The 21450-nt window shown below is 35.5% G+C and carries 22 protein-coding genes and 1 riboswitch; of the genes, 16 read left to right on the top strand and 6 right to left on the bottom strand.

Annotated elements, in window-relative coordinates; all coding sequences use genetic code 11:
- Positions 1-51: 51 nt before the first annotated feature.
- Complete coding sequence (locus tag JM172_RS05395) at positions 52-897, top strand: DUF72 domain-containing protein (protein ID WP_214481074.1); 846 nt, start codon at positions 52-54, stop codon at positions 895-897.
- A gap of 124 nt (positions 898-1021) precedes the next feature.
- On the opposite strand, the gene JM172_RS05390 is transcribed toward JM172_RS05395, so the two are convergent.
- Positions 1022-1360: a hypothetical protein gene (locus JM172_RS05390; RefSeq protein WP_214481073.1), complete on the bottom strand. Its 339-nt coding sequence runs from the start codon at positions 1358-1360 to the stop codon at positions 1022-1024.
- A gap of 947 nt (positions 1361-2307) precedes the next feature.
- Between JM172_RS05390 and JM172_RS05385 the strand changes: the two genes are divergently transcribed.
- The 7 genes from JM172_RS05385 (at position 2308) to JM172_RS05355 (ending at position 9387) form a co-directional block, all read left to right on the top strand.
- Entirely contained in the window at positions 2308-2844 is a 537-nt protein-coding gene (locus JM172_RS05385) for a hypothetical protein (RefSeq protein ID WP_214481072.1), read from the top strand.
- A 169-nt stretch (positions 2845-3013) separates the two neighbouring features.
- Positions 3014-3316 carry a YunC family protein gene (locus JM172_RS05380; protein ID WP_214481071.1) on the top strand — a complete coding sequence of 101 codons (303 nt, stop codon included), beginning with the start codon at positions 3014-3016 and terminating at the stop codon, positions 3314-3316.
- A gap of 154 nt (positions 3317-3470) precedes the next feature.
- Entirely contained in the window at positions 3471-4595 is a 1125-nt protein-coding gene (locus JM172_RS05375) for an HD-GYP domain-containing protein (RefSeq protein WP_214481070.1), read from the top strand.
- A 52-nt stretch (positions 4596-4647) separates the two neighbouring features.
- Entirely contained in the window at positions 4648-5406 is a 759-nt protein-coding gene (gene yunB / locus JM172_RS05370; protein ID WP_214481069.1) for a sporulation protein YunB, read from the top strand.
- Between the two features lie 63 nt (positions 5407-5469).
- A riboswitch (Lysine riboswitch) is annotated at positions 5470-5663 on the top strand.
- A 129-nt stretch (positions 5664-5792) separates the two neighbouring features.
- Entirely contained in the window at positions 5793-7394 is a 1602-nt protein-coding gene (locus JM172_RS05365) for a Na+/H+ antiporter NhaC family protein (protein ID WP_214481068.1), read from the top strand.
- A 380-nt stretch (positions 7395-7774) separates the two neighbouring features.
- Entirely contained in the window at positions 7775-9283 is a 1509-nt protein-coding gene (locus JM172_RS05360; RefSeq protein WP_214481067.1) for a sodium-dependent transporter, read from the top strand.
- Positions 9283-9387, top strand: coding sequence for a methionine/alanine import family NSS transporter small subunit (locus tag JM172_RS05355; RefSeq protein WP_214481066.1), 105 nt, complete (start codon positions 9283-9285; stop codon positions 9385-9387). The genes JM172_RS05360 and JM172_RS05355 overlap by 1 nt, the downstream gene beginning before the upstream one ends.
- Before the next feature lie 200 nt (positions 9388-9587).
- Here JM172_RS05355 and JM172_RS05350 read toward each other — a convergent pair whose 3' ends face one another.
- Positions 9588-10583: a M23 family metallopeptidase gene (locus tag JM172_RS05350; RefSeq protein ID WP_250886522.1), complete on the bottom strand. Its 996-nt coding sequence runs from the start codon at positions 10581-10583 to the stop codon at positions 9588-9590.
- A 476-nt stretch (positions 10584-11059) separates the two neighbouring features.
- On the opposite strand from JM172_RS05350, the gene lipA reads away from it, so the two are divergent.
- On the top strand, positions 11060-11953 hold the full coding sequence (gene lipA, locus JM172_RS05345) for a lipoyl synthase (RefSeq protein ID WP_214481065.1): 894 nt from the start codon (positions 11060-11062) through the stop codon (positions 11951-11953).
- Positions 11954-12009: 56 nt separating this feature from the next.
- Here the strand turns inward: lipA and JM172_RS05340 are convergent, their stop codons facing one another.
- Entirely contained in the window at positions 12010-12627 is a 618-nt protein-coding gene (locus tag JM172_RS05340; protein ID WP_214481064.1) for a YhcN/YlaJ family sporulation lipoprotein, read from the bottom strand.
- Between the two features lie 129 nt (positions 12628-12756).
- On the opposite strand from JM172_RS05340, the gene JM172_RS05335 reads away from it, so the two are divergent.
- Positions 12757-13041, top strand: a complete 285-nt coding sequence (locus JM172_RS05335; RefSeq protein WP_214481063.1) for a YutD family protein — start codon at positions 12757-12759, stop codon at positions 13039-13041.
- A gap of 301 nt (positions 13042-13342) precedes the next feature.
- Here the strand turns inward: JM172_RS05335 and JM172_RS05330 are convergent, their stop codons facing one another.
- Together JM172_RS05330 and JM172_RS05325 are read right to left on the bottom strand one after the other, a co-directional pair.
- On the bottom strand, positions 13343-13594 hold the full coding sequence (locus tag JM172_RS05330) for a cytosolic protein (protein WP_214481062.1): 252 nt from the start codon (positions 13592-13594) through the stop codon (positions 13343-13345).
- Positions 13595-13675: 81 nt separating this feature from the next.
- Complete coding sequence (locus JM172_RS05325) at positions 13676-13942, bottom strand: DUF3055 domain-containing protein (protein WP_214481061.1); 267 nt, start codon at positions 13940-13942, stop codon at positions 13676-13678.
- A gap of 162 nt (positions 13943-14104) precedes the next feature.
- Between JM172_RS05325 and JM172_RS05320 the strand changes: the two genes are divergently transcribed.
- From JM172_RS05320 to JM172_RS05310, 3 genes are all read left to right on the top strand, one after another.
- Positions 14105-14548 (top strand): DUF86 domain-containing protein, encoded by a 444-nt coding sequence (locus tag JM172_RS05320; protein WP_214481060.1) that lies wholly within the window; start codon positions 14105-14107, stop codon positions 14546-14548.
- A gap of 86 nt (positions 14549-14634) precedes the next feature.
- Positions 14635-15279: a helix-turn-helix transcriptional regulator gene (locus JM172_RS05315; protein WP_214481059.1), complete on the top strand. Its 645-nt coding sequence runs from the start codon at positions 14635-14637 to the stop codon at positions 15277-15279.
- Between the two features lie 81 nt (positions 15280-15360).
- The gene (locus JM172_RS05310) at positions 15361-16134 is read left to right on the top strand and encodes a TIGR01457 family HAD-type hydrolase (protein ID WP_214481058.1); all 774 of its coding nucleotides are present in this window, start codon (positions 15361-15363) and stop codon (positions 16132-16134) included.
- Positions 16135-16954: 820 nt separating this feature from the next.
- On the opposite strand, the gene JM172_RS05305 is transcribed toward JM172_RS05310, so the two are convergent.
- Positions 16955-17452 (bottom strand): phosphatidylglycerophosphatase A family protein, encoded by a 498-nt coding sequence (locus JM172_RS05305; RefSeq protein WP_214481057.1) that lies wholly within the window; start codon positions 17450-17452, stop codon positions 16955-16957.
- A gap of 329 nt (positions 17453-17781) precedes the next feature.
- On the opposite strand from JM172_RS05305, the gene yutH reads away from it, so the two are divergent.
- The 3 genes from yutH (at position 17782) to thrC (ending at position 21449) form a co-directional block, all read left to right on the top strand.
- A complete protein-coding gene (gene yutH, locus JM172_RS05300) occupies positions 17782-18792 on the top strand; it encodes a spore coat putative kinase YutH (RefSeq protein ID WP_214481056.1) in 1011 nt (336 codons plus the stop codon).
- Between the two features lie 297 nt (positions 18793-19089).
- Entirely contained in the window at positions 19090-20388 is a 1299-nt protein-coding gene (locus JM172_RS05295) for a homoserine dehydrogenase (RefSeq protein WP_214481055.1), read from the top strand.
- The gene (gene thrC, locus JM172_RS05290) at positions 20388-21449 is read left to right on the top strand and encodes a threonine synthase (RefSeq protein ID WP_214481054.1); all 1062 of its coding nucleotides are present in this window, start codon (positions 20388-20390) and stop codon (positions 21447-21449) included. Before JM172_RS05295 ends, thrC begins: the two co-directional genes overlap by 1 nt.
- Position 21450 lies beyond the last annotated feature (1 nt).

The raw sequence follows: 21450 nt of genomic DNA, 5'->3' as shown, positions 1-21450 counted from the left end.
GTTCTTTTCTTAATTTGCGTTGTTCATCGTTATATTTTATAGGAGGTTATTATGATTTACATCGGTCTTACAGGCTGGGGTGATCACGATAGTTTATATCCAAACAAGGCTTCCTCACGTGATAAGCTACATCATTATAGTGCTCATTTTCCAATCGTAGAGCTAGATGCGTCCTTTTATGCCATTCAACCACTACAAAATATGGAGAAGTGGGCAAATGAAACACCGAATTCCTTTCAATTTATTGTTAAAGCATATCAAGGGATGACTAGGCATTTACGAGGGAAAGTACCATTTAATAACATAGAAGAGATGTTTAATGACTTTAGAGAATCGCTGATACCTTTAATAGAAAGAAAAAAACTCGGTATGGTGCTATTTCAATTTCCGCCTTGGTTTGATTGTAAAAAGGAGCATGTTGATTATTTACGTTACTGTCGTGAAAGAATGCAGGAGATTCCGTGTGCCCTTGAATTTAGGCATCAATCATGGTTTATTGATCATTACCGACATAAAACGATACAGTTTATGATTCAAGAAGGTTGGATACATAGTATATGTGACGAACCCCAAGCAGGAGAAGGTTCAATTCCAACGATCCTTAATACAACAAATGAGCAAAAAACACTCGTCCGTTTTCATGGCCGTAATGTCCATGGCTGGAATAAACCTAGTTCTAGTAACTGGAGAGAAATTAGATATTTATACCGATATAATGATGTAGAGCTGGAGCAGTGGATAAAAAATCTACATCAACTGAAGAAGAATTCTGAAAATATATATGTGTTGTTTAATAATAATTCTGGGGGAGATGCAGCTGACAACGCCAAGCAGTTAATTTCAATGTTAGAGATACAATATAATGGTTTATCATCAAAACAGCTGGATTTATTTTAGAAGATGAGTTCAACATTCATATATACAGATAACGTAGCCTCCAGGATGGTGAAATAGACTAGCACCATCAACATTACCCATGAAGGTCATTTTTACTTTCATGGGTAATGTTCCCTATCCCTATTCATTCATCAATTTTTTCGAATAAGGCATACTCATCATTATTGATTTTTGCAATCATAAGAGTGGGGTCTTCCATGACAGAATAAATGACTGTTCCTTCTTCTAAATGGTTGGAGACTAAGTGATTAACAGGGTGGTACTCTTCCTCGATTTGTTTCTCAATTGCACCTACTTTTTCATTAATTGTATACGAGACTGTTGCTGATGGTTCGACAAGTAAAAAGCCATCTCCATCTAACGAAAACATAGATCCATAACCACAAAGGTCGTATGAAGCAGCTTGGCTACATCCACTCACGAAAAACAATATGCCGAACAGCAAAAATATCCCCTTCTTCATTCATATTCCTCCTCTTATATCAGTCGTTATGCTTCTATTCATATTCATGCTTGTACCGTTTCATTCACAAAATAATATTTACAAATTGCTAAATGCAAGGCTTCTTTTTTGAAAACTAACTTCAATGCTGCAAAAATAAGAAAAGTTAGTAGTAGTCATCATTTACAGTTTCCATAATTTTGAATAAAAAAAGATGCTACGACTTGTAATTGTGTACGTGTTTATTACTTAGTACGATAAAAAACAAAATCTACGAAAGCAGCTTATCTTAAGGCACTTTTCGAAAACTAAGTAGTACATCATTACAAAATCACAGCTACAAGAGGTTTCGTGAGAATATCTACGTTATATAAAAAGAAGAGATGCCACGACATATATTTAAGTACGTGTATGTACGCTACTCAGTACGATAAACAACATAAAGAAGCGAAAAGAGCTTATCGTAAGGCTCTTTTCGAAAACTAGGCTGTGCAATCATTACAAAATCACAGCTACAAGAGGTGTCGTGAGAATATCTACGTTATATAAAAAGAAGAGATGCCACGACATATATTTAAGTACGTGTATGTACGCTACTCAGTACGATAAACAACATAAAGAAGCGAAAAGAGTTTATCGTAAGGCACTTTTCGAAAACTAAGTTGTGCAATCATTACAAAATTTACAGCTATAAGAGGTTTCGTAAGAATATCTACGTTTATATAAAAAGAAAAGATGCCACGACATAAATTTAAATACGTGTTTAATTACTTAGTACGATAAACAACAATAGAAGCGAAAACAACATTGTGCAAAGGGGAAGAAACCAATACACAATATGAACTAGTTTATTTGATTTAGAGAAAGTCTGAGCCTTTTTCTTGAGAGGTAGGCATTAGCGTAAACATGATTAAGAGAAATATCATACCATGTAGCATAATACAAGATATTAGGAGTGATATTTCAGTATGGTTAAACATATAAGCACTTCCAGCTGTTGTGGTAAGACCGCGAAAGGTGATTGTAATATTAGTATCGAGGATTGTTGTTTATGTGAAATAAACGGTTGTATCGTTCAAGATTGTATAGACCCATCTTCATTGATGCCAGTAATAGAACAATACGAGTGTTCAACGTGTGCAGGTGATTGGTGTATTAATATTCAAAATGATTCGATATATTGTGATCCAACAATGCCAGCTTCAAATGCAAATCAAATAGAAAATTGTACTATTAGGGCAAGATTATTATCACCTACTGGTGATGTAGTAAAAGAAATTAGGGTATTACCCGGGCAGAAAAAGTCGATTATAGCAAAGAATGTATGTGCGCTTGAAATTGAAGGTGAACAGGCTAGTTTTGTGAATTCATGTGTTTCTGGTGCTCCTAACGATATGTGTGTGAATATAATGCCAAATTCTATACAACCTACATGTAACCAAGTAAGAGGTTCATATGAAGGCACAGTAAGAATGCTTGCTAATCCTCCAGCATGTAACTGTTAACTGTTATTTCGTGGTGGCTAGTTTAGTTTTAAGAGGTTAATGACGTTCTAATAGCGTATAATGACTTAATTTCAGTTTGTAACAAGGTTATGCTGATTATAAAAACATTAATACCGTTGTTTTTTCCTTTTCATGGAGTGATACAAGGAGGAGAGGGGGAGTTTTCGCAATGATAACAATGACACCAATCATAATTGAAAATCAACAATTTACTGCCATTACTGTAAAGCTTCCTAAGACGAATTTCATGGCAGTAACGAATGATAAAGGGTATATAATGTGTGGTGCGCTTGATGTAGCCTTGCTTAATGAAAAGCTGAAAGAAAGAGGAATCATAGCTGGAAGAGCAGTCGGGGTAAGGACAATTGAACAATTACTAGAAGCACCTTTAGAATCGGTAACACTCGGAGCAGAAAAGCTAGGCATTGTAAGTGGCATGAAAGGAAAAGAAGCGCTTTTAAAGATGGAGTAGTCTGGTAAACTAGATGTTTAGCAGACTATTTTTTAAGTAAAATTTGTCTAATGATTCAGTTTTTGGGAGGAGGAGACAATGTTAACGTTTAAAATAGTGTATACTTTTACATAGAATCTTGAGTAGCCATCACTATAATTGTGAGGAGTATTTTATGAGACTAGTATCAGTAGATTCAATACATCAAGGCACGAAATTAGCTAAGCCTATATACAATGATTTTGGACAAACCTTGATAAATAATGATATTGAGTTAACTAACCGAATGATTCAACGATTAAAACAGTTAGGTATAACTTTTGTATACATAAATGATAACCGAACAAATGATATTAACCCAAAACAAGCAATTTCTATCGATTTACGGAAGGAAGCCATAAAAGAAATTGAACATACATTTTTAGAGGTTAAAAATCCAAAACAATTTTTGAAATCACCAGCATTTTATGAAGCTTCACAACGTTTCAAAAAAATTGTTAATCAATTACTTCAAGAATTAAAGTCAAATAGAAATTTATTCACACTTTTAGCAGACATTTTTTCGTATGAACACTATATTTTTAACCACTCGTTAAATGTAACAATGTATTCGCTAGCGATTGGTCTAGAATTGAATTTAACAAATAAAGAGTTAGAGACAATTGGTATTGGTGCATTATTTCATGATATTGGGAAATTAATGGTACCTAAGAATATATTACTTAAGCCAGGTAAGTTAACATATGAAGAATTTGAAGAATTGAAGAAGCATACGGAATATGGATTTGATGCACTTCGCAAGATTGATACAATACCTTTGGTAGCAGCTCACTGCGCATATCAACATCATGAAAGGCTAGATGGATCTGGATATCCAAGGGGCATAAAAGGAAATGAAATTCACTACCTTGCACGACTCATCGCTGTCGCTGATGTTTTTGATGCAGTAGCATCTAATCGTGTATATCGAAAGGCTATGCTTCCCCATGAAGGATTGGAGATTTTATATGCTGGATCTGGAACTCAATTTGAAAAAAATATTGTAGAAGCTTTCCGCAAAGCTGTAGCGATTTACCCAGATGGTTTAGGTGTTGTTTTAAGTGATGGTCGAAAAGGTATTGTGGCAAAACAAAACCCAAATAGTAGTGATCGTCCAATTATTCGTATACTAGAAGAAAAAGGGCAAATTCTCACTTATCCGTATGATATTAATTTAAGTAAAGAGTTGCACATTGTTATCGTTGATTGTGAAATGCGAACATTTACAAGTAATAAGGAGAAATTAATACCAAAATTCTAGCGTTAAATCCCCCTTGTCTGCATACATATAGCTTGTAAGGGGGGATCTTGTTTTGTCACTATACAACCGCCGTTTTCGAAAAAAAGGGCCGCTACCCTTTCGGTATGTTTTTTTATTAACGTTTGTCTTTTTTATCTTTTCTACTGCTACTGGTTTATGGATTATTAATAAGGGAATAACACCGACATTGATGGATGTGGCTGAGAAAGAATCAGAACGAATTGCTACATTAGTCATAAATAATGCAGTAAATAAGCAGATCAAAGAAGGAATGGAGACTGAAGGACTAACTAATAATGTAACTACAGATGAGGATGGCTATATTTATATTACTAACATCAATACTGGCGTTATTAATAGTATATCAGCACAAATAACAAATAGGGTTCAACAAAACCTTGCGAAAGTACGGAAAGGCAAGGTAAATGAACTAGAGGTACCAGATGTAGATATCGAAACAGAAGGTGATGAAGAGGGTAACGGTGTTATCTTTAATATACCACTAGGGCAAGCAACTAATAATGCCTTGTTAGGTAATTTAGGACCGTCCATACCAGTTCTTTTTTATATGGTTGGTAGTGTGAAGCCCAATGTAATATATGAAATGGAGCCATGGGGGATTAATAATGTGTTACTAATTGTGAAAGTAGAATTAGAGGTAAATGTGCAGGTTGTCATCCCGTTTGCTACTGAAACAGTTCCAGTAAAAACAGATGTCATATTAGATAGTAAAGTCTTTCAAGGTAAAGTACCTGATTTTTATAATGGCGGTGGCGATACTCAACCTTCTATTGAAATTCCTATGAATTAAGCTTGTTTTAACTACATTTTATTGATATAATAATTTCAAACTGAATAATTAACCTTATCTGATCGATGAGGTAGAGGACGCAAAAAGTATGATTAGGCTATGTAAGGATGACAACGATGATCATAGCTGAAAGGATTTTTTGCCGAAGTGAAAATAATTTGTCGAAAATATTTTTGCTGGGGTTACCTTGAATAAGGGTAACACTGTCATTATGGAAAGCATCGTTGCATATTTCATAATGGAGGGCTACTGATCGTGATGGAGGATAACATAACATTACAAAGAGTAATGATAGGTTATTTTCTATCATTACTCTTTTTGTGCTTGTTTCATTTTATTTAAATTAGTAGCCCTCCAAAAAAATTTTTTTTTAGGAGGTTATTTAAATGAGTGGAACAATTTATTCGCTAATTCCACCACTGTTGGCAATCCTTATGGTTATTGTCACGAGAAGAGTTTTACTTTCACTAGGGGTAGGGATTTTGTCTGCTGCTCTACTTCTTCATGAATTCTCTATTACCGAAGCTGGTAAGTCAATGTGGGGTAGTTTTTCAGCAATCTTTGTATCAGACGGAGCTCTTAATACTTGGAATGTGTATATTATTTTCTTTTTACTATTATTAGGATTAATTACTGCATTTATTTCTATTTCAGGTGGTAGTAGAGCTTTCGGAGAGTGGGCATTAAAACGTGTAAAAACTAGAGTAGGGGCACATCTAGTTACTGCATTTTTAGGGATTATTATATTTATTGATGATTATTTCAACAGCTTGGCAGTAGGACAAGTGAGCAGACCCCTTACAGATCGTCATCGCATCTCTCGAGCAAAGCTAGCTTATTTGATCGATTCGACTTCGGCGCCGATATGTGTAGTATCTCCTGTATCAAGTTGGGGAGCATACATTATCGGTATAATTGGTACGATCCTAGCGGCACATAGTGTTGCAGATATAACACCGTTTGCTGCATTTGTACAAATGATTCCGATGAATTTTTACGTTATCTCAGCGATAGCAATGGTGTTTATAGTTAGCATTTATAATGTTAATTTAGGTGCTATGAAAACGCATGAGCAAAGAGCTGTTGATTCTGGGAATGTTGTTGACCCAGACAAAAAAGAAGTACCTGGTGAATTGAAAGAAAATTTACCTGTGAGTGACAAAGGCTCAGTTTGGGATTTAGTACTTCCTATTTTAGCTTTAATTGTAGGTGTAGTCGTAGCGATGATTTGGACAGGTTGGGCAAATGTTGCTGAGGGAACTGCTGTTACTGCACTAGCTATATTTGAAAATACAGATGTAACGGGTTCATTGTTATATGGTGGTTTATTCGGTCTGTTAGTTACTTTAATTATGTTTATAAGACAGGCTACGATTTCTCAAAAAATATCTTTTGAATTAATTCCGAAAGGTATTGTTGAAGGGATTAAATCAATGCTTCCTGCAATTTGGATCTTATTATTAGCATGGATGATTGTTGATTTAATTGGCCAATTAGAAACAGGTGTATATTTAGCGGGACTTGTGGAAAGTTCGAACTTAAATATTGGTATGATACCAGTTATTATGTTTCTGCTTGCTGGTATTATGGCGTTTTCTACTGGTACATCATGGGGAACGTTCGGGTTAATGCTTCCAATTGCTGGACAAATTGCGGCTACAGTAGATATAACAATATTACTTCCAGCTATGTCTGCTGTCTTAGCTGGCTCAGTATTTGGAGACCATTGTTCACCGATTTCAGATACGACGATTTTATCTTCAACAGGAGCTGGAAGTCATCATATTGATCATGTTTTAACGCAGCTTCCATATGCTATCATTGCAGCAGTAGTAGCTTCGATTGGATATTTAGTATTAGGATTTACGAATAGTACGTTAATAGGGTTAACTGTTGTACTCTTAATGTTAGTTGGTATATTTATTTTTGCCAAGCAGAAACAAAGTAGTAGTTCTCAGGCTGTAAATGCCGCATACAATAATAAATAGAATTGCAAGTGAGCCAAAAGGATCAGCTTAAGCACTCATTGAATGTATAAGGGTTAGGTACTCTAATATATTATACAAAATAATGAGTTTTAAGAGCTGATCCTTTCTTTTTACAACTAAAATTACCTTAAAAAGCTTATGAATAATAGTATTTGAGCATACTCTACCAATGCTTTGTTTTTATCCATTATTTTGAAATATCTTTTTTGTAAAAAAACAAATAATGTTTTGACAAATGTCATTAGAACTAGCTATACTATGAATAGATTATATTAAATAATCAGAATATATAAAACTTTCCGTTTAAATTTAGTCGAGTAGATATCATTCTTATTTACTAGATACGGAGAGGTAAAATATTAAAAGGAGGTAATGCAAATATGGATAATCGTCCACAGTGGGGAACGCGTGCTGGGTTTATTTTAGCAGCAGTAGGTTCAGCAATCGGCCTAGGTAATATTTGGCGCTTCCCAGCAACAGCGTATGAAAATGGAGGAGGAGCATTCTTTTTACCGTACTTATTCGCATTAATAACTGCCGGTATTCCACTTCTTGTTATGGAATTTACAATCGGCCATAAATATCGTGGCTCAGCCCCTCTATCATATGCAAAAGTAAGTAAAGGCTCAGAATGGCTTGGTTGGTGGCAGGTTGCAATAGCCTTTGTCATTTCAACGTATTATTCTGTTATCATTGCCTGGGCAATGAGCTATACTGTATTTGCCTTTAACCTAGGCTGGGGGGATAAACCAGTTGACTTTTTAGTAGGTGATTATCTACAAGTTACAGACGCAGGAAGCTTTGGAAGTCTTGTTCCAGGAGTCCTTATTCCTTTAATTATCGTCTGGGTTGTAACATTAGGGGTATTATTTGCGGGAGTTAAAAAAGGTATTGAGATTGCGAATAAAATTTTCATTCCAGCACTCGTAGTATTATTTTTAATTATCGTTATCCGTGCAGTTACTCTTGATGGAGCAATTACAGGTCTTAACGCGTTCTTTAAGCCTGATTGGAGTGCTCTTTCCGATGGTACAGTTTGGGTCGCAGCATACGGACAAATTTTCTTCAGTTTATCTATTGCGTTCGCGATCATGATTACTTATTCTAGTTACCTTCCGAAAAAATCGGATATTACAAACAACGCATTTATTACAGGGTTCAGTAACTCATCATTTGAATTATTAGCTGGTATTGGAGTATTTAGTGTATTAGGGTTTTTGGCTACAGCTCAAGGTGCTTCTGTTGATGAAGTAGTTAGTGGTGGAGTTGGCTTAGCCTTTATGGTATTCCCTGAAATAATTAACTCGTTCCCAGCATTGAACGAAGTGTTCGGAGTATTGTTCTTCGGATCATTAGTACTTGCAGGATTATCATCATTAATATCAATTACTGAGACGTACATTGCTGCTGTACAAGATAAGTTTAAATTGTCGAGAACAGCTGCTGTATTTTTTGCTGGAGGTCTTTCAGCGGTTATCTCATTGGTTTTTGCAACACAAGGTGGATTGAATTTCCTTGATGTAGCAGATGCATTCATTAATAACTTCGGTGTAGCATTAGCAGGATTGTTTGAAGTTATATTAGTCGCTTGGATTGCAAGAGATTTGAAAAATCTTCAAAATCATGCAAATGCCATTTCAGATATCAAGCTAGGTCTATGGTGGAAAGTTTGTTTAGGAGTTATTACTCCAGTCGTATTAGGATATATGATGTTTGAGAACTTAAAGACGAACCTGATATCAGAATATGGAGACTATCCAAGAGAATTCATTTTTAATTGGGGTTGGACAGTTGCGATAGGTGCAATGCTTATTGGTGTCATATTCACATTTAAAAAATGGGATAGTAAAGCTTTACAAGTGAAAAAAGATAAGGAGGTATCTGGGTAATGGATGGTAGTGCAATCGTAATGATGGTCCTAGGTATTCTTATCATTTGGGGAGGTTTAGCAGCAAGTGTAACAAATGCTGTTATAAAAGCGAAGAAAAAATAACTAATAAAAAGCATCGACAATGTAATTGTCGATGCTTTTTTTAGTCGTTCCGCAAACCTATTGCACCTATGCTATCAGCTTACTAAGACAGACGTGAACACTGTTTGTCTAGCTCTGCATTTTGGTCTGAAGTTAGAAGAAAAAAAGCGCTTTCAGTTGATAGGTCTCCTAATCTTCTCTTAGCAATCTGCTTAGTTTTATTACTTATTTCGTTCTTGTCGTTCCCATGCTTTTAAATGTGGATATGGATCAAATGACCATTCGATGTTTCCATTGTCTTTATACATTCCATAATGCAAATGAGGAGGGAATTTTCCAGCAGTTCCTGGTGGTCCATAACCAGTGCTACCGACAGAGCCGATGACCTGACCTGGTTCTACAACTTGACCAACCTTAATATTATCTGCAAAACCATTTAAATGTGCGTAGTAATGATACGTGTTAGAAATGTCACGGATCCCTATCCTCCAGCCACCTAGCCTATTCCACCCCTTGATTTCAACAACTCCATAACATGTAGAGCGTACAGGTGTTCCATAATTAGCAAAAATATCAGTTCCTTCGTGGCTTCGTCTGCCTCCCCAACTCCTAGCGTATCCCCAAGTACTTCTATAACTGTAATTACTATTTAAAGATACAGGAAATGCGTGTTGAGTAAGATCTAGGTTCCCATATGTTTGATACAATTTGGCATGACTTAATATTACATCAACAGATATATCACGTTTATAATAATCCCACAATGCAATTTTAATACTTTCATGGTCTGTTCCACTAGCTAAAAAGTGTTGAGTAAAGGTATATAGAACATCTTCCCCGTTTTGCTGATCAGCTAAACCATCACCATCACCGTCCATTCCTATGCCGCCAAATAATTGAATGGAATAGAGATCTTGATCAGCTTTGTTTGGATTTAAGGGACCTGTCCACATATCTGAATTAATATAAACACCTATAATTCCTTCGTCATCAGGAATGTCCCTCCTAATTCGTCGTACATTACGTTCATATTGATCAACAGCTGCTAAATAATACCACGGGATTTGTGTGACTGCTTCAAATTTCTTGTATAGTCCCATTCGTTCATTGTAAGTTTGTTGTACATTTTTTTCCTCAGCATGAACGACATACGTTTCAGTAAAAAGGATTGCAAAAATGATTAATAATACCATAGAAATACGTTGCACGAAATTCATTTCTCCCTTCTATTAAAGGTGTTGAAAAAGTGAGGAAAAAATTTGAGTTTGTTCGCTATATCACTCATATCCATTACCGCACAAACTTGAGCGCTTAAAGCTAAGCCTTCTCATGTTAATTCTGTTGGTGAAGCTCCTTTGATCCCTCTCTTAGCTACTTAATGTTAGTTTGTAGCTAAGTAGTATTTTAATAATAAAAATCGAGTAGAAATTCTTGGTAATTCTTTTTTCTTGTTCGTTTCTTGAGAAATGTGGTAAAGTGACAGAAGAAATAACATTGGATGGGGCTTTTTAGTTTACTTTGTTGCCCATTTGTAAACTACAGCTTGATGAAATTTGATAAGATGTCATGAACTAGTGGGATATGTATCTTTGTGCAAAAAGCAATAATCAATGCAAAAAGCTTGAAATTTGGATACACACATTGTTTGGATATATAATTAAGAGGATAGAGCTATAAATTGGAGTTGATAAAATTGGCTAACAAACAGGAATATAAACGTAAACCGGAATGGCTGAAAATAAAATTAAATACGAACGAAAATTATACAGGCCTTAAAAAAATGATGCGAGAAAAGAAGCTACATACTGTATGTGAAGAAGCGAAGTGCCCAAATATACACGAATGTTGGGCTGAGCGAAGAACGGCGACATTTATGATTTTAGGAGATATATGTACGAGAGCGTGTCGTTTTTGTGCAGTAAAAACAGGCTTGCCTACAGAGCTTGACTGGCAAGAGCCTGAACGTGTTGCTGATTCTGTCCAGTTAATGAATTTAAAGCATGTGGTCGTTACAGCTGTTGCACGTGATGATTTAAAAGATGGTGGAAGTGAAGTGTTTGCAGAAACTGTTCGGGCTATTAGAAGGAAAAGCCCACTTACATCTATAGAGGTGCTCCCTTCCGATATGGGAGGAAAATATGATAATTTGAAAACATTAATGGATGCACGTCCCGATATATTAAATCATAACATTGAAACAGTTAAGCGATTATCGGATCGAGTAAGGGCTAGAGCAAAATATGAGCGTTCTTTAGAATTTTTAAGAAGAGCGAAAGAAATGCAGCCAGATATTCCAACTAAGTCAAGTATTATGATTGGCTTAGGTGAAACGAAGGAAGATCTTATAGAGGCTATGGATGATTTACGAGAAAATCAAGTTGATATTCTTACAATTGGGCAATATTTACAACCTTCTAAGAGTCATTTACCTGTTGTGAAATATTATCACCCTGATGAATTTGCTGAATTTAAAGAAATTGCGTTAAGTAAAGGCTTTAGTCATTGTGAGTCTGGTCCGCTTGTTCGCTCTTCATATCATGCCGATGAACAAGTTAGTGCAGCTGCAAAGAAAGCGCAGGAAGCATAAATATTTTCTAAATGAGAAGTCCAGCTACAATGCTGGACTTTAGTGTATAATGAACTTTATTTTGACATCATGTCTTGATCTTTCAATTTGTTTGAATTAAAGTCTGTTCCTTGAGGATATGTCAACATTTTCTTAATGGTTTCTCTAAGTGATTTATCGATACTACTATTAGATGCATCCAAGGCTCCATACCTTTCAATTTCTTTGCTTATTTCTAGATTATCTGCAACAATAATATCGTAGTAGCCTGGAACAACTGATGTTGCAGTTCTCTTTACTTGCTCGGCAATCAAGTCTCTATCATCTGATTCAGTTTCATAAGCGATTAATACTTCTTCATCAGTGACGAGTGTGGCTACATCTGAAACGTTCGGTAGCTGAGTGCATAACTTTCCAATTACGTCAGCTGCTTGTTCTTTGTCTAATTTAGCCATCTGATCATATGATGTATCTTTTCCAGGTATAGGGTTTTTCTGATGTCTCACATATCCATAACGAGTAGGCTCTCTATCGTTTCTCAAGTTTGTTTCATTATATAAATCGTTGCGATCTGTAACATTAACTGTTGTACCGTTTCTTTCATAAAGTGCTTGTTTTTCTCCTGCATTGGTTGCACAAGCTGTTAAATAAAAAGCACTCGATATGCTGACTAGCAGTATCATCGTTTTGTTCAATTCAAACACCTCCTCATATACTAACATTGTGCAATTGAAACAGTTTTATAAGAGTAATCGAATGGTAATTCTATAATTTTTATGGTAAAAATAAGGTAAGAACTTCTTTTTCTGTAGGAGGTATATTTAATGATTTGTATTAATAACCATTGTTTTGAATTAGTTGAAAATATAAAAGATGGGTTTAAAGAAGAGGATTTCCGAGCAAGATATTCAGATATTTTAAATAAGTATGACTACATAGTAGGGGATTGGGGCTATAATCAATTAAGGTTACGAGGCTTTTTTGAAGATCAAAATCAAAAAGCAACATTTGATACAAAGATTAGTTCAATCTCAGAGTATTTATTTGAATATTGTAATTTTGGCTGTGCGTATTTTGTCTTGCGAAAAGTGAAGAATAAAAAAAAGTAAGCTAGTATCAATACTATTGTCATGACGTATTAGAGGCCAACATATAACTAGCCTTAAGCCATATCTTTTGTTTTGTTACGGCTGTTTTCCCATTAATTGTTGCTTTTCGTCATAAGGGCTAATCATGTTTAGCACCTTTTACCTTTAAAGGCTATAAAAATCATATCGTACACATCAGTTGCTTAAAGTAAGTAAAAAAGCACAAAGTTTGAAAGACCCTTGTTTAAAAGACCTAGCTTTGTGATTTGTAAAAATAGAAAACAAAGTTTACGACAAGGGTTTGTCATAACACATGAGCACTTTATTTGTCATGTGGAGGGTGTGCACCAGGAAATTTGCGAGGAATATCATGATGTAGTGATTTAACCTCATAGTTAAAAGCACTATAATATCGTTGATTTGGCTCCCATGAGGAGCTTTTATTCTCAACTTGCTCTTCTTGTCCCCGAGGTGAGCCATAAGGGCCTTCAGGGAGTTGTTCTGGAACTATATAATTTTTCATTGCTTCAACATTATTAAAATCTGAGTAAGATTCATTCTTATTATTATTCATGATGGCTACACCTACTTTTTGGAATAATACCAACAGCTTAAAGTTAGATCTATTGGTATTATTCCCAGTGAACAGACTGAATTATACAATCTCTTCTAAAAATGAGCGCAATTCATGTGCGTCTTCTTCACTAAGCTGATAAGCCCCCTCAAGAAACCCAGGTTCATCCAAATCGTCTTGACCTATAATAGCAAATTTATTACTTAGTAAGTTTAAGACAAGGTGCTTACCGTAATATTTATCTGATTTAATAATTGCCAAATCAAAACGTTGATGCTCTCCCATGAAGCTCACAAATCTTGTCGTTGTTTGTGCAGTTTCATCATATAAAAAGAAACGTTCACTCATATGTACTCCCTCCTTACTATTAGTATATTATATCGTATGAATCAACCACGCAACTTTCTTATGAGTATCTGAACATTTAGGAGGGGAGCAGCAACAATATCGGACCTTATGATGTGGTAGAATAAGGGTAAGTGCAAGTTTGTAAGTTGAAAGGAGACTCATATGTATTTTGTTGATAGACAAAAAATAGAAGTAACATTAGTCTTTTTAGATAATCATGTGCAATTATTTGAAAGTAAACAAACATTCAATGGACAAATTGAACAATTAGCATTGGAACGAATAGTACATATTATGATTGAGTCGGTGCTAGATGTAGGAAATTTAATCATTGATGGATTCATTATGCGAGATCCAGGAAGTTATGAAGATATAATAGATATATTAATTGATGAAAAGGTCGTTTCAAATGATGATGGTGAGGCACTTAAAAATATAATTCGTTACCGTAAAATGGTTGTCCATGATTATTTACATATAAACCATAAACAATTAATAGCTGAAGTACAGAAAAACATAGCCTGTATTAAAACATTTTCGTCGTCTGTTCTAAACTATTTAGCTAATGAATTAGGTCCAGTATCAGCATTTAGAAGTGAACGATAGCATGCTATGGTAGCCTGCTGTTTGCAACGTATTAATTGTTATAACATGTAAAATCGTATACAATAAGAAGAGGATGGTGAAAGTACATGCAAAATAAATCCTCTTCAACTCGTGATGAAATTTTAAGGCTGCTTAAATTCAAAAAGCGTCTGACTGTTATTGAACTTGCTAATGAGCTTGGAATAACAGAAATGGCTGTTAGAAGACACTTAAATACATTAGAAAGAGATTTATATATACAATCTACACTTGTACGTCAAGCAATTGGAAGACCTATACATGTCTATCAATTATCAGCTAAAGGTGAAGAACTATTTCCTCGTAATTATAAATCAGTTACCTTAGAGTTCCTGGAAGATATTCATAAAATGGGCGGACAAGAAATGATTCATCAACTTTTCCAAAATAGATTAGACCGATTGACGAAAAGATATGACGATCGATTGAAGAATAAAACATTTGAGGAAAAAATTAAAGAACTTGCTTCTATACAAAATGAAAATGGATATATGGCAGAAATTGAACAAAAAGACGATGACGTATTTTACATTAACGAATTTAATTGTCCAATTTCCGAAGTTGCTGAGCACTATGAACAAGCATGTGCTTGTGAATTACAACTATTTAAAGATGTACTTAAAACTGATGTGACTGCATGCTCTTGTTTAGCAAAAGGCGATGATTATTGTCGTTACGAAGTAAAAAAGCCATCAGTAAATAGAAAAAAATAAAGTAAACGCTTTCTATTTTTTATAGAAAGTGTTTTTTTTGATAAGATAAGAAAGCACAATGACTATTTAGGAGAGTGTAACATGTCAAAGAAATATGAAGGCTATTTAATTGATTTAGATGGAACCATGTATAGGGGAAAAGATAAAATTGATGCAGCGAGTGATTTTGTGAAAAAATTATACAAGAATAATATCCCCTATTTATTTGTAACGAATAATTCTTCTCGAACACCAGCACAAGTAGCACAAAAGCTTAGAGATTTTGATATACCGTCTACAGAAGAGCAGGTTTTTACGACTAGTATGGCAACTGCTAACTACATATCAGAACAAAAAGAGCATGCCAGTGCATACGTAATAGGGGAGGAAGGTATTCAAACAGCATTAACTGATCAAGGAATTGAATTAAAGGATAACAAACCTGATTTTGTTGTAGTAGGGATTGATCGAAGTATTAATTATGAGAAACTTGCATTAGGTTGTCTTGCTGTAAGAGATGGAGCAACTTTTATTTCAACAAATGGTGATATTGCAATCCCAACAGAGAGAGGGTTATTACCAGGTAACGGTTCACTAACATCTGTTATTACTGTTTCAACTCAAGTTGATCCAATCTTTATAGGTAAACCAGAAAAAATAATTGTAGACCAAGCCCTTAAAGTACTTGGTGTGGCTAAAGAAAATACTGTGATGGTTGGAGATAATTACGATACAGATATTCTAGCAGGTATGAATGCTGGTATGGATACGTTATTAGTTCATACAGGTGTGACGACTAAGGAATTATTAAAAGGGTATAAGCAGCAGCCAACACACGTCATCAATACTTTAGAAGAATGGATGGAACTTATTTAATATGTTGGAAAAACCGCATCATCTTTCATTAAGAAGTTTAATTCGCAACAAAATGTTTAATTAACATCGTAATAAAATATATTTAGCACATAAAAACTGCACGTCAAATTGTTAGATACTGTTTAACAATTTGACGTGCATTCAATTCTAAGCGTTTTAACAGTTTTTTTTCTTACATAAACCTTTAACGTTGCAAGGTATTTCAAGTTTGCATCCTAGCCTCTCGAGGTCATTGCAAGCATACACCCGAAGGCAAAAAGCACCTTATGTGAAATGGCTCCAGTGCTTGTTTGGGATGTTCAAGGCACATTCGCTTTTCTACATGTCTAGCTACAGGTGCCATCGTCTCGAGGTCATAAGCCAATCCGTCAAGATGGTTAAAAAGCAACCTTCATGCCGAATTGGCTTATGCTTGTCGTCGATAAGCGGGCACCTTCCGCTTTTTTTCTTGTCCAGCTCCTGTGCCTATCCCCTCGAGTCACTTCACCATTTTACCCGAAGGCAAAAAGCGCCTTCATGTGAAATGGCTCCAGTGCTTGTCGGGGATGTTCAAGGCACTTCCGCTTTTCTTCTTGTCCAGCTCCTGTGCCTATCCCCTCGAGTCACTTCACCATTTCACCCGAAGGCAAAAAGCGCCTTCATGTGAAATGGCTCCAGTGCTTGTCGGGGATGTTCAAGGCACTTCCGCTTTTCTTCTTGTCCAGCTCCTGTGCCTATCCCCTCGAGTCACTTCACCATTTCACCCGAAGGCAAAAAGCGCCTTCATGTGAAATGGCTCCAGTGCTTGTCGGGGATGTTCAAGGCACTTCCGCTTTTCTTCTTACTCTGTGTTTGCGAATCTGTGGGCAAGTCGACTTGAGGCAGCTGCTGCAATCGCTCCTACGATATCGTCTAAAAATGTATGACATTTCCCTGAGGATTTATCATTTAAATCTTTAAGTATGCCAGGTTTTTCTTTGTCAATATATCCATAGTTAGTAAACCCGATTGAACCATATACATTGACAATTGATAAGGCGAGTATTTCGTCAACCCCATATAACCCTTCATCTTCAGTAATTGTTGAAAGAAGTGGTTCTTCTAGTAAGCCTTTTTCTGCAAGAATGTCTAATTGAATTCCTGTCAATATAGCATTTTGTACTTCACGTTTAGATAAAACACGTTCAATATTATCTTTACATACTTCCTTCGTTAAATCTGGATGATATTTCACTTGTAAAAAATATACAAGGTCAGCAATATCATCGATTGTAACACCTCTTTGAATTAATAGCTCTCTAGCGCTCGCTTCGATTTGGTTGCTTCTTTCAATTTCCATTGTAGTCACCTGATTCCTAAGTGTTTTTTCCTTACATTTAAGCGTCTCATATGGAATGTAGTTGTTTTTTAACATTACCTATGAGATACATATCTTACGAACAGAAACCTTCATGTTTTATGGAAGTTTTCATCGATGGCTCTAGCTCTCACTTTTCTTATATTTTACTAGTTCATTGTTAAGAATGTGAAAAATTTTGCCAGATTGTTTTCTATATCATAAAGGAGCATTGTAGATTATTCAAGTAATTAGCAGCATACATATAAGTAAATTAGCTAAGTTAAGCCATTATGAGATTGCCTTTATTATGGTGAAGAAAGGAGAATAAAATGAACAAAGAGCAAATAGATGAATTTTTTGGAATATCTGTGAATGAGAGCTTTTCAAATCCAGGTAGTTTCCTTTCACTTAGAAATAACCGTACATCCTATGTTGCAGTCCGTGTTGATCATCTTGAAGATGAAGAAATAATGGAACTTGATCAGTTTAGTAAGTATTTTGTTCAAAAAGGAGACCAATTCACTTCAACGTTCGTACCTGCTAAGAGTAAATTATTGTTTGCCCTTATTAATGACCAAAGGTATGCTTTGTTACAATATAAAAATTTTACGTACAAAAAACATGTACATATAGCAAAGGAACTTGCCAAATTCCATCATATAGGTCGTGGGTTTCCATATTCAGTAACGAGAACTGCTAGGATTGGACAGTGGAAATACTTATGGGAAAAAAGGCTTGATCAAATGGAAATATTCTGGGGGAGAAAAGTAAGAGCAGAAAATCTAAATGCTTTCGATGAAAAATTTCTATGCTCATTTCCATACTACTTAGGAATAACAGAAAACGCTATTCAATTTCTTGTTGATACAGAATTAGATGAACAACCACAACCAGTAGATTCTGCAACAGTTTGTCATCAACGGTTTACAGAAAATACATGGTCACATCAACAGCTTGTAAGGTTTCCTACAGATTGGGTTTTTGATCATCCGTCAAGAGATATTGCTGAGTGGTTGCGACACCAATATTTTAGAGCTGGTAAGTTTGACAACCGAACAATTCCTCAATTTATTTATCATTATGGACGCTCCAAGCAACTATCTCCTTTTTTTATTAGAATATTGTTTGCTCGTTTACTATTTCCGATACATTATTTCGATTGTATTGAAGAATATTATCGTAATAATAAACAAGAAAATGCAGAAAGGAATATAAAAGCTTTAGATAACATCTTACAAACAACAAAGCAGTATGAGCATTTTCTTAAAGAAGTATATGATTACTTGTCTCACGTAAACCAGCAAGGATCATTAAAGAAATTGGAATGGTTATATAAATGAGGTTTTTATATAAGCTCATTTTGTAAACTGTATTTTGAATCATAAGAACTAGTTAAAGGTTATGGGATTAACATGTGCTTTGAAGAATATAGATTACCCCGAAAGGCAAGTTGTATACATGTCTATAATTTAGTACGATATACAACAACTAATCACTAAAAAACAGTCATTATAAAAGTATGCGATTACATTTTTGCATTTAAAAAAAGGCTTGTAATCATATGTAATACTCTCTATAATGTCTTTTATATATAAACAAATGTTTCTATGGAGAAAACAATGAACGAGGTGGGGAGTATGGTACAGTCAATTTCAGTTGGGTTATTAGGTCTTGGAACAGTAGGCTCCGGTGTTGTGAAAATTATTGAAAACCATCAAGATCGTCTTATGCATCAGGTCGGCTGTCCGGTGAAAATTAAGAAAATCGTTGTAAAAGATGTTAATAAAGATAGGGATGTTAAGATAGATGCATCTGTGCTCACAACGAATGTTGATGATGTGATTAATGATCCTGACATCGACGTTATCATCGAAGTAATGGGTGGAGTAGATGAAACGCGTTCACATATTTTAGATGCACTCAGAAATAAGAAAAATATTGTTACAGCAAATAAAGACCTTATGGCGTTATATGGATCAGAATTGTTAACAGTTGCTGCAGAAAACGGTTGTGATATTTTCTATGAAGCGAGTGTTGCAGGCGGAATTCCAATTTTAAGAGGCTTAGTAGACGGTCTTGCTTCAGATCGAATAACTAAAATGATGGGAATTGTAAATGGGACAACAAACTTTATTTTAACGAAAATGAATAAATTTGGTAGCCCCTATGATGAGGTGCTAGCTGAAGCACAACAATTGGGGTATGCGGAAGCAGATCCAACTGCAGATGTTGAAGGATTAGATGCCGCAAGGAAAATGGCAATATTGGCAACCCTCGGCTTTTCGATGAATATTGATTTAGAAGACGTTTCAGTGAAAGGTATAACAGATATTACGGAAGAGGATCTTCAATATAGTAAGCAATTAGGATATACAATGAAGCTTGTTGGTTTGGCGAATAGAAGTGGTGATCGAGTTGAAGTCAGTGTCCAACCGACGCTACTTCCGGAGTCACACCCGTTAGCATCAGTAAATGACGAGTACAATGCCGTATATGTTTATGGTGAAGCAGTAGGAGAAACAATGTTTTATGGCCCAGGGGCTGGTAGCTTACCAACAGCTACTGCAGTAGTTTCAGATTTGGTTGGAGTAATGAAAAACATGAGACTTGGTATTAATGGAAATAGCTTTATTACTCCACAATATGATAAGCAACTTAAAGCGGCTTCAGAAATTCTTTCAAAATACTTTTTACGTATCCATGTGAAGGATCAAGTTGGAGCTTTTGCGAAAATAACGGGTCTATTTACAGCACGAGATGTAAGCTTTGAAAAAATATTACAGTTACCTTTAAAAGAAAGTGATTTAGCGGAAATCGTATTAGTGACACATCACGCTTCATTACAAGACTATGAGCAAATTTTGCAGCAATTAAGGGATTTAGATGTTATATATGAAGTGAAAAGTTCATATCGCATAGAGGGAGAGAATGTATAATGGCTTGGAAAGGATTATTACATCATTACAAGGATTATTTGCCGATTACTGATAAGACACCATTACTAAGTTTACATGAAGGTAATACACCATTAATCCGAGCTGACAATCTCTCAAAGGAGCTAGGAATTGACCTATATGTCAAAGTAGAAGGTGCAAATCCAACTGGTTCATTTAAAGATCGAGGGATGGTAATGGCTGTAGCAAAAGCAAAAGAGGAAGGCAGTGACACAGTGATTTGTGCTTCCACTGGAAATACTTCAGCCGCAGCTGCCGCATATGCATCTCGTGCTGGTATGCGATGTATTATTGTCATTCCTGATGGGAAAATTGCGATGGGGAAACTTGCTCAAGCAGTCATGTATGGGGCAGAGATATTTGCAATTGAAGGAAACTTTGACCATGCGCTAACAATGGTTCGTAAGCTTAGTGAAATTGCGCCAGTTACGCTAGTGAACTCGGTGAATCCATATAGAATAGAAGGGCAAAAAACGTCAGCATTTGAAATATGTGACCAATTAGGTTCTGCCCCTGATGTGCTAGCTATCCCTGTCGGTAACGCAGGAAATATTACCGCATATTGGAAAGGTTTTAAAGAATACAATGAAAAGCATGAGACAGGTTTACCACAAATGAGAGGTTTCGAAGCAGAAGGATCAGCTGCGATTGTAAGAGGTGAAGTAATTAAAAACCCAGAAACTATTGCTACAGCGATCCGGATCGGAAATCCAGCTAGCTGGGATTATGCAGTTGATGCAGCTAAATCATCAAACGGTAAAATTGATGAAGTAACAGATGATGAGATTTTAGCAGCATATCGTTTGTTAGCACGTAGTGAAGGTATCTTTGCAGAGCCTGCATCTTGTGCCTCAATAGCAGGAGTAATAAAACAACTAAAGAGTGGAGAAATGATCAAAGGAAGCAAAGTTGTGGCTGTTTTGACTGGGAATGGCTTAAAGGATCCAAATGTTGCCATTGATTCAACGGAAATTAAGCCTGTTGTATTGCCGAATGACGAGAAAGTTGTATTTGATCATATTCAAGGAGCTGTTCATTCGTGAC

Origin of the sequence: Bacillus sp. SM2101 (assembly GCF_018588585.1) — a bacterium.
In the GTDB taxonomy this organism is placed as follows: Bacteria; Bacillota; Bacilli; order Bacillales; family SM2101; genus Nanhaiella; species Nanhaiella sioensis.
This window is presented reverse-complemented; position numbering and strand designations above follow the sequence as displayed.